This window comes from Peribacillus sp. P4_B1, from assembly GCF_056402395.1.
In genome coordinates this window covers 22,358-40,966 of record NZ_JBFUHM010000014.1, presented here as the reverse complement: position 1 = coordinate 40,966, position 18,609 = coordinate 22,358, and the positions used below count along the sequence as shown (strand labels likewise).

Here is an 18,609-nt window from a genome sequence, read left to right as displayed (position 1 = left end):
TTACAAAGAAAGCTAAAAGCGCGCCACCTTACGATGATTTCGTTGGGCGGTGCAATTGGAACAGGGCTTTTTCTCGGCAGCGGGCCGGCGATTCACTCTGCAGGACCTGGCGGGGCTTTGGTAGCTTATACCGTTATCGGTATCATGGTTTATTTTATTATGACAAGTCTCGGAGAACTTGCATCATTTATGCCAATCAGCGGAGCCTTCAGTACCTATGCTACGCGTTTCATCGATCCGGCACTAGGGTTTGCACTTGGTTGGAACTATTGGTTCACCTGGGCGATGACGCTTGCGGCGGAACTATCTGCCGCAACGATGGTTATGAAGTTTTGGTTTCCTCACAGCCCGTCATTCTTATGGAGTTCTTTGTTTTTAGTTTTGATATTCTTATTGAATTACGTATCAGTTAAAGGATATGGAGAAGGGGAATATTGGTTTTCGCTCATTAAAGTGGCGACCATCATCATTTTTATCGTTGTCGGAATATTGATGATATTCGGGATCATGAACGGAGAGGCGATTGGTTTTAAAAACTTCACAGTTGGTGATGCTCCGTTTGCCGGTGGCTTTTTGGCAACATTGGGTATTTTCATTGCTGCTGGTTTCTCTTTTCAAGGGACAGAAATAGTCGGTGTGGCAGCCGGTGAAAGTGAAGACCCGGCAAAAAATGTACCTCGTGCAGTTCGTAGCATCTTTTGGAGGATCTTCCTTTTTTACATCCTAGCGATACTTGTTATTGGACTGATCGTTCCTTATACGAATGGCAGCCTGCAGGGACACACGATCATGGTTAGCCCGTTTACGATGGTGTTTGAAAAAGTGGGACTGGCATTTGCTGCTTCCGTCATGAATGCCATCATCTTAACGGCTGTATTATCTGCTGGTAATTCAAGTCTTTACGTGACAAGCCGAATGTTGTACTCAATGGCAAATGAAGGGCTAGCACCGCGGATTTTTGGGAAGCTCAACAAGCGCGGCGTTCCCATTTGGGGACTGATTGTGACCTCACTTGTTGGGATGATTGCATTTTTTGCTTCCGTTTTCGGTGATGGAGTTATCTATATTTGGCTGATGAATGCAGTTGGGGTCACTGGATTTATATTCTGGCTAGGTATAGCGGCGAGCCATTACCGCTTTAGAAAAGCATACATTGCTCAAGGGTATTCACTGGACGATCTTCCCTATCTATCAAAATGGTTTCCTTTCGGACCGATATTTTCCTTTGCCCTTTGTTTTTTCGTTTTAATGGCGCAAAACTATCAAGCCTTTCTTGGAGATACCATTAATTGGGCAAGTGTGGTTGCTACCTATATTGGCATCCCATTTTTTCTGGTAATGTGGCTTGGGTATAAGTTTGTTAAGAAAACAAAAGTAATTCCGCTAGAGGAATGCAAGATTGATTTTGATGAACACAGGAATGCAAAATAAACATAAGACTTCTTTAATAATTTTAACTTTCTTTGTTAAGAATTTAGCAGCCTTGAAATGACAAGGTTCCTTACCGCCAAATAAACAAAATTTGAATGATGCCAGTTGATTGAGCCGAGGTAACTGTTGGAGATGGTTGAATCAATACGGACAATATCAATTTCATTTAAATGATATCCCTTTTTTATCCCCTACAGGTAGATTATTAAGTACATTTAATAATCTACCTGTAGGGGAATTTTTTTTATTGGCGAAAAGGGACAAACATATTAAACGTGAAGTGGTTCGATTAAATTTGGGGGAGGTTCATTGAGTTTATGCTTTTTTAAGTAGGCAAGAGATTTCCATATAGCCTAATTAACGGTTTTGTAAAACAGAGATAAGCCCTGCCAAAAGGGTTTGGGGGGGTATTTGGCATGGCCATGAATAATGTAACAAAAAGATAAGAAATAATTCAGGTGTAATTGGGGAGGAAAGACATGGGCACTATAATTTACATTACAAAATGTTGAGTCTAACAATCTATATCAAATGTTCTATGAACATGTTGGGAAATAATTGTTCATCTTCTTATTAAAAGCTCTTTTCGTAAAGATTGTGTTTTAAAACCGAAACTATTTAAGGTTGATTGGAGCGGAAGTGCGAGACTCCTGCGGGAGCAGCGGGACAGGTGAGACCCCACAGGCGTTTACGCCGAGGAGGCTCACCGCCCGCACCAAGGAAAGCGAGCATCTGGAGGGGAAATCAACCACAACTCACTACCTGGTAAATAGCAACAAAGTATGTGAAAACAGCCTATTTAAATGTCCTTTCTTCCATAAACTCACCGATTTTTCGGAACTTATCAAAACGTTGTTGGCGTAGATTGCCTTTATCTAATTGACCAAGTTCTTGCAATGCTTTTCGTAAGGTTTCTTTGATAAAGTGCGATTGAAGTGGGATGTCAATATGTGCTCCTCCTACAGGCTCTTTGATGATCTCATCAATCACCCCTAGTTCCATCAAGTCCTTAGCCGTAATTTTCAATGCCTCAGCTGCTCGTTTTGCTTGTGTGGCATCCTTCCATAACAATGCTGCTGCTCCTTCAGGTGAAATAACCGAATAAAATGTGTTTTCTAGCATGTAGATTCGATTGCCTATTCCTAGAGCCAATGCACCACCACTCCCACCTTCACCAACTACAAAACAGATGATGGGCACTCCAAAACTTGCCATTTCACGAAGATTGAGGGCGATAGCTTGTGATTGTCCGCGTTCTTCGGCTTCACGACCTGGGAAGGCCCCTGCCGTATTGATAAATGTTACGATGGGGCGATTGAACTTATTGGCTTGTTGCATAATTCTTAGGGCTTTTCTGTAGCCTTCAGGTTGTGACATGCCAAAACGACGATAGATATTGTCTTTAGTATTTTTACCTTTTTGATTTCCTAAAACAGTTATAGGCATTCCTTCGAAGGTAGCTATTCCTGAAACCAATGCAGGATCTTCCCCATAAAGTCTGTCACCATGAAGTTCAATAAAGTCTTCAAAAATATGGTGGATAAAATCTAAAGTAGTAGGGCGTTGTTGAATTCTGGATAGTTGAATTTTATCCCAAACTTCCATATTCTCATTAAGGTGAATTTTGATTTCATTGACTCTTTGCTCAAGATTATTTATTACTTCGTTAAGGTCAAGATTATGCTTTGCAGACACCTCTTTCAATTCAGCAATTTGATTTTCCAGTTGTTTTAAAACTTGCAAATTCATCGTTTAAAACACTCCCTGAAATCGAGATGATGGATTTTTAAAATGGTTGTTAATGTTTGTTTTAATTCACTCCTATTTACAACCATATCCAGTTGCCCATGTTCTAATAAAAATTCAGAGGTTTGGAAATTTTCTGGAAGTTCTTCTCTTATCGTCTGTTCAATTATGCGTCTTCCTGCAAAGCCAATTAAAGCTTGCGGTTCGGCAATATTGATATCACCTAACGAAGCGAAGCTAGCAGAAACTCCACCCGTTGTAGGATTCGTTAAAACGGATACGAAAAGGATTTTTTCGTAGTTTAGTTGTTCTAAAGCGACACTCGTTTTTGCCATCTGCATGAGACTAAGAATTCCTTCTTGCATGCGAGCTCCGCCGCTTGCCGAAAACAATATAAATGGTTTTCGTGTTTTTAATGATTCCTCAATGGCTCTTGTTATTTTTTCACCGACTGCTGAGCCCATACTTCCCATACGGAAACGAGAATCCATGACACCAATCACAACCGGATAACCACCAATGGAAGCTTCCCCGGTAATAACCGCATCATTTAATGCAGTCTTATTTTTATCAGAAATTAATTTATCTTTATATTCAGGGAACTTCAGCGGGTCAACGGAAATTAAACTTTTATTGAATTCCGAAAATGAACCACTATCTGTAACCATTGAAATGCGGTCATAAGCTGTAACCGGGTAGTGATATTGGCATTTCGGACATACATTCAATTCTACTTTCATAAGAGATTCATCATAAGTTTTCCCGCATGATTTACAAGTAAAAGGGATTGGATTAAGGCTTTTGTCTATTTCATTTGATTCTATTTTTTCTCTCTTTAATGGGTAAATCTCCATCAATCCTCCTTTGGTAAGACAGCTTTATTACAAGTTACGCTCACCGTTGTGTTTTTTAGCTTTTCATTAAAAAGTTTTATACAATCAGCAATCACCCTAGAGTGGGACTTCATTATAAAAAATTATCTATTCCTGTATGAATGCATGTTTACTTGGAAAATCAAAAACTTACGATTTTTTTTCGACGGGAAATACATAGGCTTGTATACAAACCGAGTATACAAACATTAAAAACTACTTATCTTCTATATAGTGAATATTGATCCAGTTCTTAGAAAGAACGATTTACCAAATAGCAAAGCGTCATTTAATCCCATTAATTGGTGTAAGCTCATAATATGCAAATACTAATATAATTGAATGGGTCATTCTTCCATGAATAATATTTTATTGGTTATCAGATTGTTAAAAAGATAAAGATTAATAGTTTTTTTCTTAATTTAAAGGGGCAGATTAGAAACACATAATATTCAAGAGGGCAATCTTAGAATGTAAATGAAACTTTAAGAGCTATATATTCGTATAAATTGATAGGGTTTCAAGCGAAAGTGAAATGATCATAACAGACTAATGGAAATTAAAGGAGAAATGAACCGAATGTTTAAGAAGTTTATGGCTAAGTTAGGGAAAGGTGCAGCAACTGTTGATTTACGCTACGAAAACCGTTCTTATTATGCTGGTGAGACACTAAAAGGGGAAGTAATTTTACATGGCGGAGAAGTGGAACAACAAATTAACCAGTTAGCAGTTGGCTTCATGATTAAAGTGAGGACAAAACGTGGGGAAACTGTCACGAAAAAAGTGTCATCTGTACCTTTAAGCGGTCCGTTTACAATTAAGGAAAAGGAAGAGAAACATTTTGATTTCACTTACAAAATCCCGCAAGATCTTCCTTTAACAAGAGGTTCGATTTCTTACTTTTTCGATACTCACCTAGATATTCAAGGTGGATTGGATCACATTGATGTAGATGCATTGGTCCTTAAGGCTCCAAAGGAACTAGAAGCCATTTTCAACTCACTTAGTAAGCTCGGTTTTCGAGAACAACCTACTTCAGGAAAAGTGGATGCCTATGGACAGGAATTTTCATTCTTTCCAACAGCGCAATTTGCCGGCCAGATCAATGAATTGGAGATAAGGGTTTCTTCGAAAGAAGATGTAGAGCAGGTGTTTATGGAAATCGATTGTCGAAATGGGATTCGAGAAATTGAAGCCAAACGGGAATTTGTTATTGATCATAGACTGTTAGAGGAACATCAAGAGCTTACCCATTTTTTACAGCAACAAATTGCAGAGGTAGTGGAACAGCCTCAATTGTTCACGCGTCCATTTTCTTATCATGATCAATTTTCACCTACAGGAAATAAATTCAGTGGTGTTGGGGGAATGGTTGGAGGATTAGCCGCAGGAGTATTGGGTGGCATGCTGCTTAGCGAAATGATAGATGGTTTAAATATGGATGGGGTGCTAGAAGGGGCTACTGATGCCCTTGGAATAGAAGAAGATATGTTTGATGTGGAAGAACAGTTTGAAGATTTTGGTGGCTTTTTCGGTGATGGGGATGAGTAACTTAGATACCAAACATTAATCATTTTTAATTGTTGTAGTAAAATTCCAGGAGGGAAAACAACTTGTTGTTGAGAAGATATCTGTCACAATTAGGAATAGGAAAAGCTGTAATCGATCTTAAATTGCCTAAGGTAAAGTATGGGTTGGGAGAACGGATAACAGGTGAATTCTCCATAATAGGAGGAATCTGTGAGCAAAAAATAAAACGGTTGGAGTGTGACTTAGTGCAATTAGACAAGGTGAATAATGTGCAACGGATTTTTGATACCACAACCATACTGACAACAAAATTTATAGAGGAGGAGCAGGAAATCCTTATTCCATTTTCATTCCAGTTGCCGATTTCCGCTGCCTTGTCATCAGAGCACATATCCTACCGATTTAACACGAGGTTGTTTTTTGATAAAGGAGTAATAAGCGAGGATCAGGACATCATTCAAATAGTAGACCAAATTAGTCAAGAAAATTGAAGTTGACAATAATATATAAATTTAGTTTGGATTATGATTTTCATGTTTTCCAAGTTTACGAAGGAGGATATTAATAGTCATCATTAAACTAAGTGCTTGGGTATAAAGACAGCAACTTCACCAGGGGTGAAGTTGCAAAAAAAGAATGTACTCATAATTGTTTGATTAGCTGCATAATCTCCAAGTTAACAGGAAATCTCTATTTTATATTTCTTAACAAACCCTAAAGTACTTTCAAATACTTGCTGTATCTTATGTTCTGGACAATGGATGCACACCTGCAAATCTCGGGATGAGTCATTTCATAATAATTCATAATGACATCCCGTTCCTCTTTTTGAGAACCCCAGCTTCATACACAGCTCACGCACTTTTCTTTTGCCGAAGGTAGCTTCGCGAGCACTACGGAAAGCTGTCTCATGGCCGATATGAAGACTGGTTGCCGTGATGATACCGATGGAGTTTCCCACATTTTCTCACAGGATCTCTTCATTTACAGCAATAGCTTCAATAAAGTATTTACTCAATATATAGATAGAGCTGTACATAATGCTGGGAAGCGGGTTGAAGACAAGAACAGGCTCCATGACATACAACTCAAGTTGTATGTCATTACCGATTACCTGAAAAATTCACTTTGTTGATAACCTCCGCCATGACAGTGATGACTTTTCCCAGGCATAAAAGTCACTCCCTCATTCAAACGTTCCTTTTATAAGCGGAACCATCTTTTCTACCATCACTTGTCCTCTTGCAATAACAGTATCAATTGTCAATGTATCCTTTTGCAACAATACAATATCAGCATCCTTACCGGTTTGGATGCTGCCCTTGCTCGAAAGCTTTAGTACTTGTGCGGGATTGGTGGTGATGACCTTCAGTGCCGTTTCCAGCGGGATGCCTTCTTTTAAAACAGAATCACGGACTTCGTGATATAGCGAGGATACTTTTCCAACTTGTAGGCCTGCATACTCCCCATGGCTGTTAAAGAAGGGAAGGCTTGCTTGTCCGTCTGAAGAGAAGGTTATGTGCCCTACTGGAACCCCTTCTTCAAGCATCAGGCGCAAGCCTTTGCTGCACTTCACTTCGCCTTCTTCCAAAAACAAAGGAATGGTACTTGTGGTAAAGTCTACGTATCCGCCTCTCTTCGCGTAATCAATTCCCGCCCTGAATAATTCCCCATTTCGATTGATATGTGTCGGATGGAGCTGCCTAATCGGAATGTTGGTTTTATCTACAATTTCATGCAGCAAGGAAAGCTTTCCATCTCCGTCCCCTACATGAACTTCTAATATCCCAGCTTTTCCTGACAGGATACCGCCATTGCGTGCCGCTGAGGCGACTTTAGTTAATTCCTCAAATGTGGGTTCTGATGATCTATGGTCGGATATTGCAATCTCTCCAACACCGATAATTTTATCGATTAAAATAATATCGTCCTCGATTTTTCCCGTCAATGTTTTTACTGGTACTTGATAGGAGCCAGTATGAATGAAGCAGGAAATACCCTCTTCTTCAAGCGCCCGCGCCTTGGCAAGAAGACTTTCCATTCTACGCGTAGTTCCGTCCGTACCAAGTAAGCCGACCAGCGTTGTAATACCTGAAGTTGTAATATCAGTGAGCATCAGCTCGGGGGTGCGGGTTTTGAATCCTCCCTCGCCGCCTCCACCAATAATATGAACATGTGAATCTATAAAACCCGGAACAACGAAAAGATTAGCCGCATCAATGATTTGAATAGGGGCAAAGTTGTCAGGAATCTCGATTCTGACATCTATAAATGCGATTTTATCGTTTGTAATCAATATGTCTTTCCGTCCTAAGTAATTGGGTGAGTATATCTCGCCATTTTTAATTAAAGTAAGCAATTCGTTTCTCCTCCTGTAAATACTGCTATCAGAATGGACCATACCCGATGAAGTGGGCTATGATAACAGCTACTAATCCGATAAGATATTGAATGAGCACCAGCGGCAAAATCCACTTCGCCCACTTTGTCCAAGAAATGCCTGCGATTGCTAAGCCCGCCATTAAGGTGGTAGCGGTCGGGAAAATCATATTCCCGATTCCGTCCGCGAAAGAGAAAGACAACACTGCAGTTTGGCGTGTAATATCCAATAAGTCTGCGAGTGGCACCATAATTGGCATTGTCAGCATCGCATGACCGGTGCCGGACGCTAGAATAAAATGGATAAGAGTTTGGAAGCTGTACATGCCAGCAACGCTTAACAAGGCAGGGATATGCTGGATAGATTCAGCTACTTGATGTAGCATAGGGTCGACGATATGGCCCTCATTCAATACAACAAGAATGGCGCGTGATACGCCGATTATCAAAGCGCCGCCGAGCAAGGCTGCAGATCCATTAGTAAAGGAGTTGACAATGTGATCTGCAGAAAGTTTTCCGATGATTCCAATTACGATTGTCAAAACAATGAATAAGGCAGCAATTTCTGTCATGTACCATTGGAACTTGATGACTCCAAACGCCAAGACGATATAATTAATTAAAAAGGCTACTAAGATGAACTTGTGTCTCGCTGTTAATTTCGCACCTGATTGCAGCAAGTTTTTCGCTTCTTCTTTTGTATACTTCCCGTAGATTCCTATAGAAGGATTTTTCTTTACCTTCATTGCGTAACGATAGATATAAAGAACGGAAACCAGATAGACAATAACAAATAAAATAAGGCGGAACCCCATTCCTGAGAACATCGGCAATTCTGCGATTCCTTGGGCAAGTCCTACTGTGAATGGATTCATGACGGCTGTCGTAAACCCTGACATTACCCCTACTATAACAATGGCGGTTCCTGTAATTGTATCGAATCCCAGAGCCAACGCCAGGGGAATGATAAGAGGAAGATATGCCAGTGTTTCTTCTGCCATCCCCATTAAGGAGCCGCCTACTGCGAAAAACAGCATCACGACAGGAATCAACAGCTTTTCACGCTTCGCCAACTTCCGAGCCATTGTCCCGATAAGTACGTCAACCGTACCTGTTGCTCTTAAAACACCGAAAAACCCTCCGATAATCAATAAAAAAAAGATAATATTTCCGGCTTCTACCATTCCTGTGTGAATAGCTTTTATCATATCGAACAATCCGACTGGTGCAGATTCTATCCATTTAAAAGAATTGGCGTCTACAGTTGTCCGTCCATCCGCTTCAATTCGTGCATATTCCCCGGCCGGCAAAATGTAAGTGAATAGCGTTGCAATTGCGAGAATGCAGAGCAGCAGTACAAAAACATTGATTTTTCTCTCTTTTTTCCCTGATGTTCCAAGCGAAACAACCTTCTCTTCAATTTGGCTCATAAGTGTCTCTCCTTTGTATTTAAAATAAAAGCATGGAACTAAAACGCTTACAAAATCATGCCGGCCCCATAGACTATCATCTGTTTTACTCGTATTCTGCTGTTTCCCTCCTTTTCAAATCCATAGGCACATCAATGCTTTATATATGCAAAATCTGTGCCAATATTTCTAGATTGATTATTAGGAAAACTTTAGAATTAGATTAGAGTTTAAGGTCATTATTGGTTCTTTTTGGTGATATAATAGAACCAATTTAAAGACAGGTAGGTGCTTTTATGTCAAAATCCTCACTTACGCTTATAGCGGGAAGTGCAAAAACAAAGCAAGCCTTGCAGGAACAGCTGGAACAATTGCTTGGAGACTATGTTCATGTTAAAAGCTATGCTGCCGATGAGGGATTACCGGATTCTCTGGAAGATACAATAATCTTGTATTCATCAGATGCTGCTTACGATAAAACAAACGACATATATAGCATAAATGCTGAGAAAATAATTGTAGGAAAGAGAACGGTTCATCATGAATACATTGATAAACTATTAAGAATACCTGATGGCTCAACAGTTCTGGTGGTGAATGATGTTGATGAGGCAACAATAAGTCTTATTGAATCCTTATATCAGCTTGGTGTCGATCATGTTCAATTCATCCCTTTTCGGAAGGGGAGTTTGTTTTATGAGGATGTTCATATTGCAGTTACACCAGGAGAAACAAATCTTTGTCCCTCATACATAAAAGAAGTAATCGATATAGGTGTGCGACTTTTTGACATGACAACAATTTTAGAAGTTGTAGAACGCTGCGGTTTGAACAAGGATATATCCTCGAGGATTTCAGAAAGGTACATTAGGAATATCATTGAATTACAACGTAGGCTGTTATATGCAGAGCGGGATGCCAAGCGGATGAGCGAGCACATCCAAAATGTACTGGGAACTGTCGATGATGGAATATTGGTCGTTAACGAGGAAGGGCGGATTACAGTATTCAATAATAGGCTTGCGGCATTGTTTCATGTTGATCCACAAGATGCAGTTAAAAAGTATATGAAGGAAGTAATGCATAGCCGGGATATTACCGATTTCATCATGAACGGTAAGGATGAAAGCAAGTTCTTCGATATAGATGGCGTGGATGTCGTCATTTTTCGATTACAAATGGAGAAAGAAAATACAATTGTCGCAACCTTCAAGAGTGTACATCAAGCCGTTGAAATTGAAAAGACGGCACAAAGGGAAATGCGAAATAAGGGGTTTTATACGAAATACAGCTTTCATGATATTATCGGCGAGCATGAAGTAATGAAAGAACGTAAGCAGATCGCCAAGAAGCTTGCCTTGTCGGGGCATCCGATTTTGATTCAGGGTGAGACAGGAACAGGAAAGGAACTGTTTGCGCATGCTATTCATGAGCATTCAATGCGAAAAAACGGGCCGTTTCTCGCTGTGAACTGCAGCGCATTAACAGAAACTTTGCTTGAAAGTGAATTGTTCGGCTATGAAGAAGGGACATTTACAGGAGCGCAAAGGGGAGGCAGGAAAGGTTTGTTTGAATTGGCGGATAACGGGACTATCTTCTTGGATGAAATTGGCGACATAAGTCTCACAGTTCAATCACATCTGCTGCGAGTTCTGCAGGAGGGGGAAATTCGAAGGATTGGCGGCAGAAGAATCATACCCATTAATGTTCGGTTGATTACAGCAACGAATAAAGATCTCCAAGGAAAGATGCGGGACGGTTCGTTCAGAACAGACTTATTTTACCGGCTGAATGTACTTAATCTCCGCATTCCGCCACTCAATGAGAGAAGAGCGGATATTCCACTTTTGATTAAGCATCTCATCATAAAGAGTGGGAAGTGGGTAAAGGTAGAGCAAGACGTACTGGAATATTTCATGCAATATGAGTGGCCCGGCAATATAAGAGAGCTGAAAAGTACTATTGATTACATGCTGACGGTCTGTGAGGGAAATGTATTGATGAAAAGAGACCTTCCGTTCATGCAAGGACAAGCGGGAGAAAGTGTGATTTCGAAATACTCCGCGTGTGAAAGTATGCTGGAAATGCAGGAGCGCACTTTTATTTTGGAAGTAATCAAGCAATGTAACGATAAAGGAAAAGCGGCGAGCAGAGAGCTTATATCAAGTCAAAGCATAGATTCGGACATTGTCTTGTCCACGCAGCAGATCCGCCGCCGCTTGGATATTTTAGCGGGCGAAGGATTTGTTATCAAAGGCAGAGGACGGGCCGGCACAAAGATAACTGCGGCTGGAATAGAGTATTTATATTTTCTAAAGTCAAATCGCTGAGGGTAGCTGAAATAAGTAATTAAATTCTCAACAAAAAAACCGATTGGTAAATCAATTGGTTTTTTTACATATCTGCATGTGAAAAAAATTATAGAAAGAATCTATACAGTATATAGAAATTATGAATTGATAAGTGAAGATGAGGATTTTGTTTAACAAGAAATCTAGTGATGTTCGGGATATTGATTTTGGGGTATATGGTTGTTATCTGCCCGACAACGTCATAAAAAGTATTTTAAAATAACAAAAAAACGATTGAATATAAAATCTTGATAATGAACAGCAAGGCAATAGAAGTGTAGCGATTGTTCACGCTGGGTGTAGTTATAAATGCACGGTCTGTATTTTTTATTATTTAATATCCTTTGCAGCAATGGAAAACTTGTACAGCCGATGAAGCTATGAATGGATTAATTGAAAGAAGGCAATCCACTAACTAAAGTAGCTATATTTTTTGTATTGGTTTTATCCGTGAAGAGTATTCAATTGTGAGTTAATTTCACATTTGAAAAAAATGATAAATCGTGTGTCCGAAAATTTGTTTTCGATGTCCGATTTTTTTGCTTTAACCGTTGATATATCAATGTTTATAGAAGAATGGTGTCACTTTCATATGATGCACACTCTTAGCATAAATACTCAACAATTCCGCCGCACATCATTTGAATTTATATTCATTGTTTGTTAAGGTAATAAAGTACTTTAGGGAGAACGGTTTATTCCGTGTGATGGAACTGACCAAAAAACTCTAAAATAAAAACCAATATATTTCAGTTGATATATGCTGTGCCTGTTAGTTTCCTCAGTTGTATTGCACCTCTTTTCCCTACTTGAAATGCTCAAATTAGACACATTGGGAATCCCATAATCATTTTCAATGCGTATGGTGTCATACTGCAAGTATCATTCCACCTGGTTAAGGAAAATGAAGTACTTAAGAGGGTAATCTTTAGTCCAACGACTGGACAGAAAACTCTAAGTGGAAATCGTTTATATTAAAGTTGGTATATGCTGTGCCTGCTTGTTTCCTCAATTGTGATTGCACCTCCTTTTCCTACTTGAAATGCTCAATTAATCACACATATAAAATCCAAGTAAAGAATGCCTTCTTGGGAACAATAAAAATAGTAATTTCTTTGTTCATTAGGTCCTGTGCAAGAAGGTGCCACTCACATATGTGTCAATTCCGCTTTTTTTACCTCAATATGGTATAGAACAGAAGAAAAAAGTGTATGGGTAGAATCGTTTTTAAAATTTCGATTATTTCAAGGTACTTGTGTATTAATAATCATCACTCGCATAAAACGGGGAAATTCAGCAAAACTGAATCATATGGGCAACTATTAGAATGAGGTGACTTGATGAAGCCGTATGTAGAAGTCAGAAATGTTTCGAAAATTTTTGGCAAATCTCCAAAAGCAGCAACAGATTTATTGAGGCAAGGCAAAACAAAAAAAGAAATCTTGAAAGAAACGGGACAAACGGTCGGAGTTAATAATGTGAATTTCGAGATTTATCCTGGCGAAATTTTTGTCATCATGGGTCTATCCGGAAGTGGGAAATCCACTTTAATCCGCATGTTCAATCGTTTGATCGATCCTACATTGGGAGAAATCTTAATTGGGGGAGAAGATATCGTAAAGATGAACGCGGCACGCCTAAGGGAAGTCAGGCAAAAGAAAATAAGCATGGTTTTTCAGAACTTTGCTTTATTTCCGCATAAAACGATATTGGAAAACGCTGAATTTGGGCTCGAAATTCAAAAAGTGGATCCAACAAAACGTCATGAAAAAGCGATGAAGGCTCTAGAGGCCGTTGGATTGAAAGGCTACGAAAATCAGCTGCCGTCACAGCTTAGCGGTGGTATGCAGCAAAGGGTTGGGTTAGCTCGGGCACTTGCTAGTGATACGGACATATTATTGATGGATGAAGCCTTCAGTGCTCTTGATCCATTAATACGTAAGGATATGCAGGATGAGTTGATTGAAATTCAAGATCAGTACAAAAAAACGATCATTTTCATTACCCATGATCTTGATGAAGCATTAAGAATAGGGGATAGAATTGCTCTTATGAAAGATGGAAGTGTGATTCAATTGGGAACTCCTGAACAAATCATGATGAATCCAGCTAATGAATTTGTCGAGAAGTTTGTTGAAGATGTTGATCTATCAAAAGTACTGACAGCTTCTCATGTAATGATACGCCCAGAGAAGATCGCAGTTGACAGAGGTCCGAGGGTTGCATTGGAAATCATGCGTAAACAAGGGTATTCCAGCATTTTTGTTGTGGATAGAAAGCAGAAATTATTGGGGGCAGTGACTGCAGAACAGGCTCGTCAGGCTATGAGCAATAACCAATCGATTTCTGAAGTGATGTCAACCGATATCCCAACTGTAAAAGAGGATGAATTACTTGGTAACCTCATGGATGTGATGGCAACTTCAAGCTTGCCAATCTCAGTGATTGATGAACAGAAAAGAATTAAAGGAATTCTGCTTCGTGGTGCCGTGATTGGTGCTTTAGCAGGAAATAAAGATTCCTTGAATGAAATGGAGAGTGAATAATTCAATGAATATGACAAAAATACCACTAGGAGCTTGGGTCGATTCTTTAGTGGATTGGATAACTATTGTATTTGCTGGATTATTTACACTTATTACGAATGTGATTGAGGGTCTACTGAATATCCTGGTCGATGTAATGAGTGCTGGACCTTCCATCGTGTTAATTATAGTCCTAACCCTTCTGGTTACCTATACAAGCAGATGGCCATTGGGAATATTTACTTTCATTAGCTTACTTTTGATTGATAATCTTGGTTATTGGGAATCAAGCATCCAAACACTTGCTATCGTAATATTGTCAGGATTCCTAACGATACTGATCGGGATACCGATCGGAATATGGTGTGCCCAAAATAAAACGGTGCGTAAGATCGTAACCCCAATTTTGGATTTCATGCAAACGATGCCTGCGTTCGTTTATTTGATTCCTTCAATATTATTCTTTGGAATAGGGGTAGTGCCGGGGATCATTGCGTCATTCATTTTCGCAATCGCACCGACAATCCGTATGACCAATCTTGGGATTCAGGAAGTGCCTAATGATTTAATTGAGGCATCGGATGCATTTGGTTCAACAAGCAGCCAAAAGTTATTCAAGGTACAAATACCATTGGCTACTCCAACGATTATGGCAGGAGTTAACCAAAGCATCATGCTTGCATTATCCATGGTTGTTACAGCTTCATTGGTTGGAGCACCCGGGCTTGGGGCAGATGTCTACCGGGCTGTCAGCCAAATTAATGTAGGACAAGGATTTGAAGCAGGATTATCCATCGTAATCATTGCAATCATTCTAGATCGTATCACGCAAAACCTTCGTAAGCCCGCTTACGAGCATATCATTAGCAGGAAAATCATTTTTACAATATTAGCTTTACTTGTTGTAGGGACTGCACTGTTCGGTACTTTTACAAAAGAAAAAGCTGTGAACGGGGATAAAAACAGTTTTGCTGCCAAAACCAATTATGAAATCATCGGAATTGAACCTGGAGCAGGATTGATGAAGTTGACTAAAACGGCTATAGGTGATTATAAGTTGGATGATTGGAAGTTGGTTGAAGGATCTTCGGCGGCAATGGTTGCTGAATTGAAAAAAGCAATTGATAAAAAAGAACCGATCATCGTTACTGGATGGTCACCGCATTGGATGTTCTCGAAATATGACTTGAAATATCTCAAAGATCCGAAAAAATCCTTTGGCGGGGCTGAAAATATTAATTCGATTGCCAGAAAAGGCCTCGAACAGGATGCGCCCGGCGCTTATAAAATTATTGATCAATTCTTCTGGAAAACTGAAGATATGGAAGATGTAATGGTCAAAGTCACTGAAGGGATGTCTCCTTCAGAAGCGGCAGAAAAATGGATAAGCGAAAATCCGGACAAAGTGTCCAAGTGGACTAAAGGTGCTAAATCAGGAAATGGTGAAAAAATCAAACTGGTTTATGTTGCCTGGGACACTGAAATTGCCAGTACAAATGTAATTGGCAAGGTTCTGGAACAGAATGGTTATGACGTAACATTAAGTCAAGTTGAAGTGGGACCAATGTTTGCCGGCGTTGCAAACGGAAGTGCGGACGCAATGGTGGCTGCATGGCTTCCTGGTACACATCTTGAATACTATAATAAGTATAAAGATGATATGGTTGACCTTGGACCAAACTTAAAAGGAACAAAGAATGGACTGGTTGTACCGGATTACGTCGATATTGATTCAATTGAAGATTTAAAATAAGAAAAACGAGGGGATTTCAGAAATGAAATTCCCTCGTTTTTTCAGTTAAACGAAAGATCAATGTATGGAAACGAATTTACTCTTCAATTCTTCTTCCGTTACTTCGATCTTTCCTTTCAAATCTTCAGCTAGTAATACATAACTTTTCACACCTATGAATTCTGAATGTGATATTAAAAAAAAATTTGTCCCCTTTTTATACGTAGAAGGATCATCTTCGATTAACCTAAACATTTTCATCCTTTATCCACCTTCGTCAACCGCATGTAATATAACTACCTTTAGAGAACACTCTCTAGTTTGGGTAATAGCATTGAACAAGTTAAAAGGAATAAGGGCCCTACTTCTTCATTTCCCTTTTTATATCATTGATATTTATAAGTGGTCAACTATTTTAACACCGGCAGGCTTTTTTATTGTTTGGAAATTTTGAGTATTCTTAAATTTCTGTGGAACTGCCTATAATTGAATGTTAAAATTCAGTTGGAAAATAGTGATCCCTGATACATAAGAAAAGATATGAAACGTGTAGAAAGCTATTTATTTCTCTATTGAGAAAGGACATTAATATTTAGTGGCACAAAAATGTAATTCTGGAAGGTGTGGAAATATTGAAACCAATCATATTTGATGTTGATACTGGGATTGATGATGCCATGGCGATGGCATATGCATTAAATTCACCAGAATTGGAAGTGCTGGGGTTTACCACTTGCTTTGGTAACGTACCCGTTGTTGAATCGACCCGTAATACACTGGCCGTTTTGGAAAAATTAAATAGGCGCATTCCGGTTTTTGAAGGAGCCGGTCAAACATTGGTACGCGGAAAGAAGAAGAAATATCCCAAGCATATCCATGGGGAAGACGGGTTAGGAAATACCCTTCAGTTTGAACCAACTATTAAAGCATCAAAAGGGAATGCATCAGATTACATTATCGATCAAGTGAAAAGCCGGCCGCATGAAATTACGGTTATTGCAGTAGGACCACTGACTAACATCGCAATGGCGATTAAAAAAGCCCCTAAAATCATGTCCTTAGTAAAAGAGGTGGTTATTATGGGCGGTGCTGTAAACGTACAAGGAAATGTAACGCCCTATGCTGAAGCGAACATAGTATCCGATCCCGAAGCGGCTGATCATGTATTTTCATCCGGACTGCAAATCACCCTAGTGGGACTTGATGTGACACTGCAAACATATCTTTTGAAATCGAAGCTTGATGAATGGCGGGCAACTGGTAAGGAGAGCGCCCGATTTTTAGCGGAAATGACCGATTATTATATGAAAGCTTATGAAATCTCCCATCCAGGTTTGGGCGGTTGCGCCCTTCATGATCCACTTGCAGTCGGGGTTGCGATTGATTCAAGTATTGTAAGTACAGAAATGATGAACGTCAAGGTTGTAACTGAAGGCGAAGAAACGGGCAGGACAATAGGCCAACAGGTTAGCGGTCCTAAAATCCGCGTCTGTACGAAAGTGGAAGCGGATCGGTTCGTGAAACACTTTTTGGAACGGGTTATATGAGGACTTTATCATGTTTTATAAGGATCTCCATTAACTAAGTCACACAGCTGAAATCCATGTATTAAAAATAGTTTATTTTGCTTTGGAAAAAGGATCTTCGTATATTTGGATATCCTTTCGATTGGTTTTTCAAATATTAATCAATCGTTTGATTAATTTCATAGAGATTTGATGGAATCCCTATATTTTAGTAATGGTCCAAAAAAATGGGCATAAGGAACTTCTTTTTACCATGAAAAGGTAAAAAAAATAAAATTCATTCAAAGAAATGTTTAATGATTCGGAAAAACAGGTACATAGACTTTCGTAATCCCATATTTAGGTTTTTTCCATAATCATAATTTACCATTTTTCGACTTTATTTTTATTTATATGGCAGAAAATGTATGGTTCTATTAARATGTACTATATAAGATTAAAGGAGGAGTTTTTCTATGTCACAAATTCGCGTAACACCTTCGGAACTGAAAGATGTAGCTAGGCAATATGATAATGAGAGCCAACAGGTAACGGATATCATTGGTCGTTTAGATAAAATGAGAGATCATTTAACAGGTATTTGGGAAGGTTCTTCGAGTGAGGCTTTCATCGGACAATATGAAGAATTGAAGCCTTCATTCATGGATATGGCACGCTTGTTGAATGAAGTTTCTCAACAATTGAATAAATCAGCTCAAATCCTTGAAGATACAGATAATCAGATTGCCAGTCAAATTCGCGGATAATCATTAGGTCAAAGAGATAAAGAATTTTCTAGGAAAAAGCGCCGCGACTCTTAATGAAAATCGTGGTGCTTTTTTGCTTTTAAAAGAGGTGGCTTCCATATATATTCAACTTACGATCGATTTAAACAGGTATACAGGGGAAGTATTTGACTTGCAAGTCTCGAATTACCGCTCCATCAAGAAGGTTGTGGAATTTGTATGGCAGGTAAAGGATATTGCCACTGCACCTAAAGATGGATATTGGGTGCGGGTCAAGAATAAAGAGTTTGTATGTTCAGGTTATGATACCCTGCTTGATAGCGGAATTACGTCGGGGGACCGCCTTGAGATCCTCTAATGGATTAAGTGTGGGCTCGTTATAG

15 protein-coding genes are annotated in these 18,609 nt (G+C 39.3%); 10 read left to right on the top strand and 5 right to left on the bottom strand.

The window, feature by feature from the left end:
• Positions 1-33 precede the first annotated feature (33 nt).
• Positions 34-1,431, top strand: coding sequence for an amino acid permease (locus AC1DVK_RS10315; RefSeq protein ID WP_477626445.1), 1,398 nt, complete (start codon positions 34-36; stop codon positions 1,429-1,431).
• A 624-nt stretch (positions 1,432-2,055) separates the two neighbouring features.
• The gene (locus AC1DVK_RS10310; RefSeq protein WP_477626416.1) at positions 2,056-2,295 is read left to right on the top strand and encodes a hypothetical protein; all 240 of its coding nucleotides are present in this window, start codon (positions 2,056-2,058) and stop codon (positions 2,293-2,295) included.
• Here AC1DVK_RS10310 and AC1DVK_RS10305 read toward each other — a convergent pair.
• Positions 2,227-3,180 (bottom strand): acetyl-CoA carboxylase carboxyltransferase subunit alpha, encoded by a 954-nt coding sequence (locus AC1DVK_RS10305; RefSeq protein ID WP_410863079.1) that lies wholly within the window; start codon positions 3,178-3,180, stop codon positions 2,227-2,229. The genes AC1DVK_RS10310 and AC1DVK_RS10305 overlap by 69 nt on opposite strands.
• Complete coding sequence (gene accD, locus AC1DVK_RS10300; RefSeq protein ID WP_477626415.1) at positions 3,177-4,031, bottom strand: acetyl-CoA carboxylase, carboxyltransferase subunit beta; 855 nt, start codon at positions 4,029-4,031, stop codon at positions 3,177-3,179. Before accD ends, AC1DVK_RS10305 begins: the two co-directional genes overlap by 4 nt.
• A gap of 597 nt (positions 4,032-4,628) precedes the next feature.
• Here accD and AC1DVK_RS10295 point away from each other — a divergent pair.
• Positions 4,629-5,600 (top strand): sporulation protein, encoded by a 972-nt coding sequence (locus tag AC1DVK_RS10295; RefSeq protein WP_477626414.1) that lies wholly within the window; start codon positions 4,629-4,631, stop codon positions 5,598-5,600.
• A 62-nt stretch (positions 5,601-5,662) separates the two neighbouring features.
• Positions 5,663-6,070: a sporulation protein gene (locus AC1DVK_RS10290; protein ID WP_061461243.1), complete on the top strand. Its 408-nt coding sequence runs from the start codon at positions 5,663-5,665 to the stop codon at positions 6,068-6,070.
• A 695-nt stretch (positions 6,071-6,765) separates the two neighbouring features.
• Here the strand turns inward: AC1DVK_RS10290 and iadA are convergent.
• The gene (gene iadA, locus AC1DVK_RS10285; RefSeq protein WP_089364183.1) at positions 6,766-7,938 is read right to left on the bottom strand and encodes a beta-aspartyl-peptidase; all 1,173 of its coding nucleotides are present in this window, start codon (positions 7,936-7,938) and stop codon (positions 6,766-6,768) included.
• A 28-nt stretch (positions 7,939-7,966) separates the two neighbouring features.
• A complete protein-coding gene (locus AC1DVK_RS10280) occupies positions 7,967-9,388 on the bottom strand; it encodes a YfcC family protein (protein WP_477626413.1) in 1,422 nt (473 codons plus the stop codon).
• A gap of 275 nt (positions 9,389-9,663) precedes the next feature.
• On the opposite strand from AC1DVK_RS10280, the gene AC1DVK_RS10275 reads away from it, so the two are divergent.
• From AC1DVK_RS10275 to AC1DVK_RS10265, 3 genes are all read left to right on the top strand, one after another.
• Complete coding sequence (locus AC1DVK_RS10275; protein WP_477626412.1) at positions 9,664-11,697, top strand: sigma-54 interaction domain-containing protein; 2,034 nt, start codon at positions 9,664-9,666, stop codon at positions 11,695-11,697.
• Positions 11,698-13,058: 1,361 nt separating this feature from the next.
• The gene (locus tag AC1DVK_RS10270; RefSeq protein WP_089364186.1) at positions 13,059-14,264 is read left to right on the top strand and encodes a quaternary amine ABC transporter ATP-binding protein; all 1,206 of its coding nucleotides are present in this window, start codon (positions 13,059-13,061) and stop codon (positions 14,262-14,264) included.
• Positions 14,265-14,268: 4 nt separating this feature from the next.
• Positions 14,269-15,996 (top strand): glycine betaine ABC transporter substrate-binding protein, encoded by a 1,728-nt coding sequence (locus AC1DVK_RS10265; RefSeq protein ID WP_477626411.1) that lies wholly within the window; start codon positions 14,269-14,271, stop codon positions 15,994-15,996.
• Between the two features lie 57 nt (positions 15,997-16,053).
• Here AC1DVK_RS10265 and AC1DVK_RS10260 read toward each other — a convergent pair whose 3' ends face one another.
• Positions 16,054-16,236 carry a hypothetical protein gene (locus AC1DVK_RS10260; RefSeq protein WP_061461249.1) on the bottom strand — a complete coding sequence of 61 codons (183 nt, stop codon included), beginning with the start codon at positions 16,234-16,236 and terminating at the stop codon, positions 16,054-16,056.
• 371 nt (positions 16,237-16,607) lie between these two features.
• Here AC1DVK_RS10260 and AC1DVK_RS10255 point away from each other — a divergent pair, with 371 nt between their 5' ends.
• From AC1DVK_RS10255 to yukD, 3 genes are all read left to right on the top strand, one after another.
• The gene (locus AC1DVK_RS10255) at positions 16,608-17,522 is read left to right on the top strand and encodes a nucleoside hydrolase (protein ID WP_477626410.1); all 915 of its coding nucleotides are present in this window, start codon (positions 16,608-16,610) and stop codon (positions 17,520-17,522) included.
• Between the two features lie 434 nt (positions 17,523-17,956).
• Entirely contained in the window at positions 17,957-18,247 is a 291-nt protein-coding gene (locus AC1DVK_RS10250) for a WXG100 family type VII secretion target (RefSeq protein WP_089364189.1), read from the top strand.
• An 88-nt stretch (positions 18,248-18,335) separates the two neighbouring features.
• The gene (yukD, locus tag AC1DVK_RS10245; RefSeq protein ID WP_477626409.1) at positions 18,336-18,584 is read left to right on the top strand and encodes an ESX secretion system protein YukD; all 249 of its coding nucleotides are present in this window, start codon (positions 18,336-18,338) and stop codon (positions 18,582-18,584) included.
• Positions 18,585-18,609 lie beyond the last annotated feature (25 nt).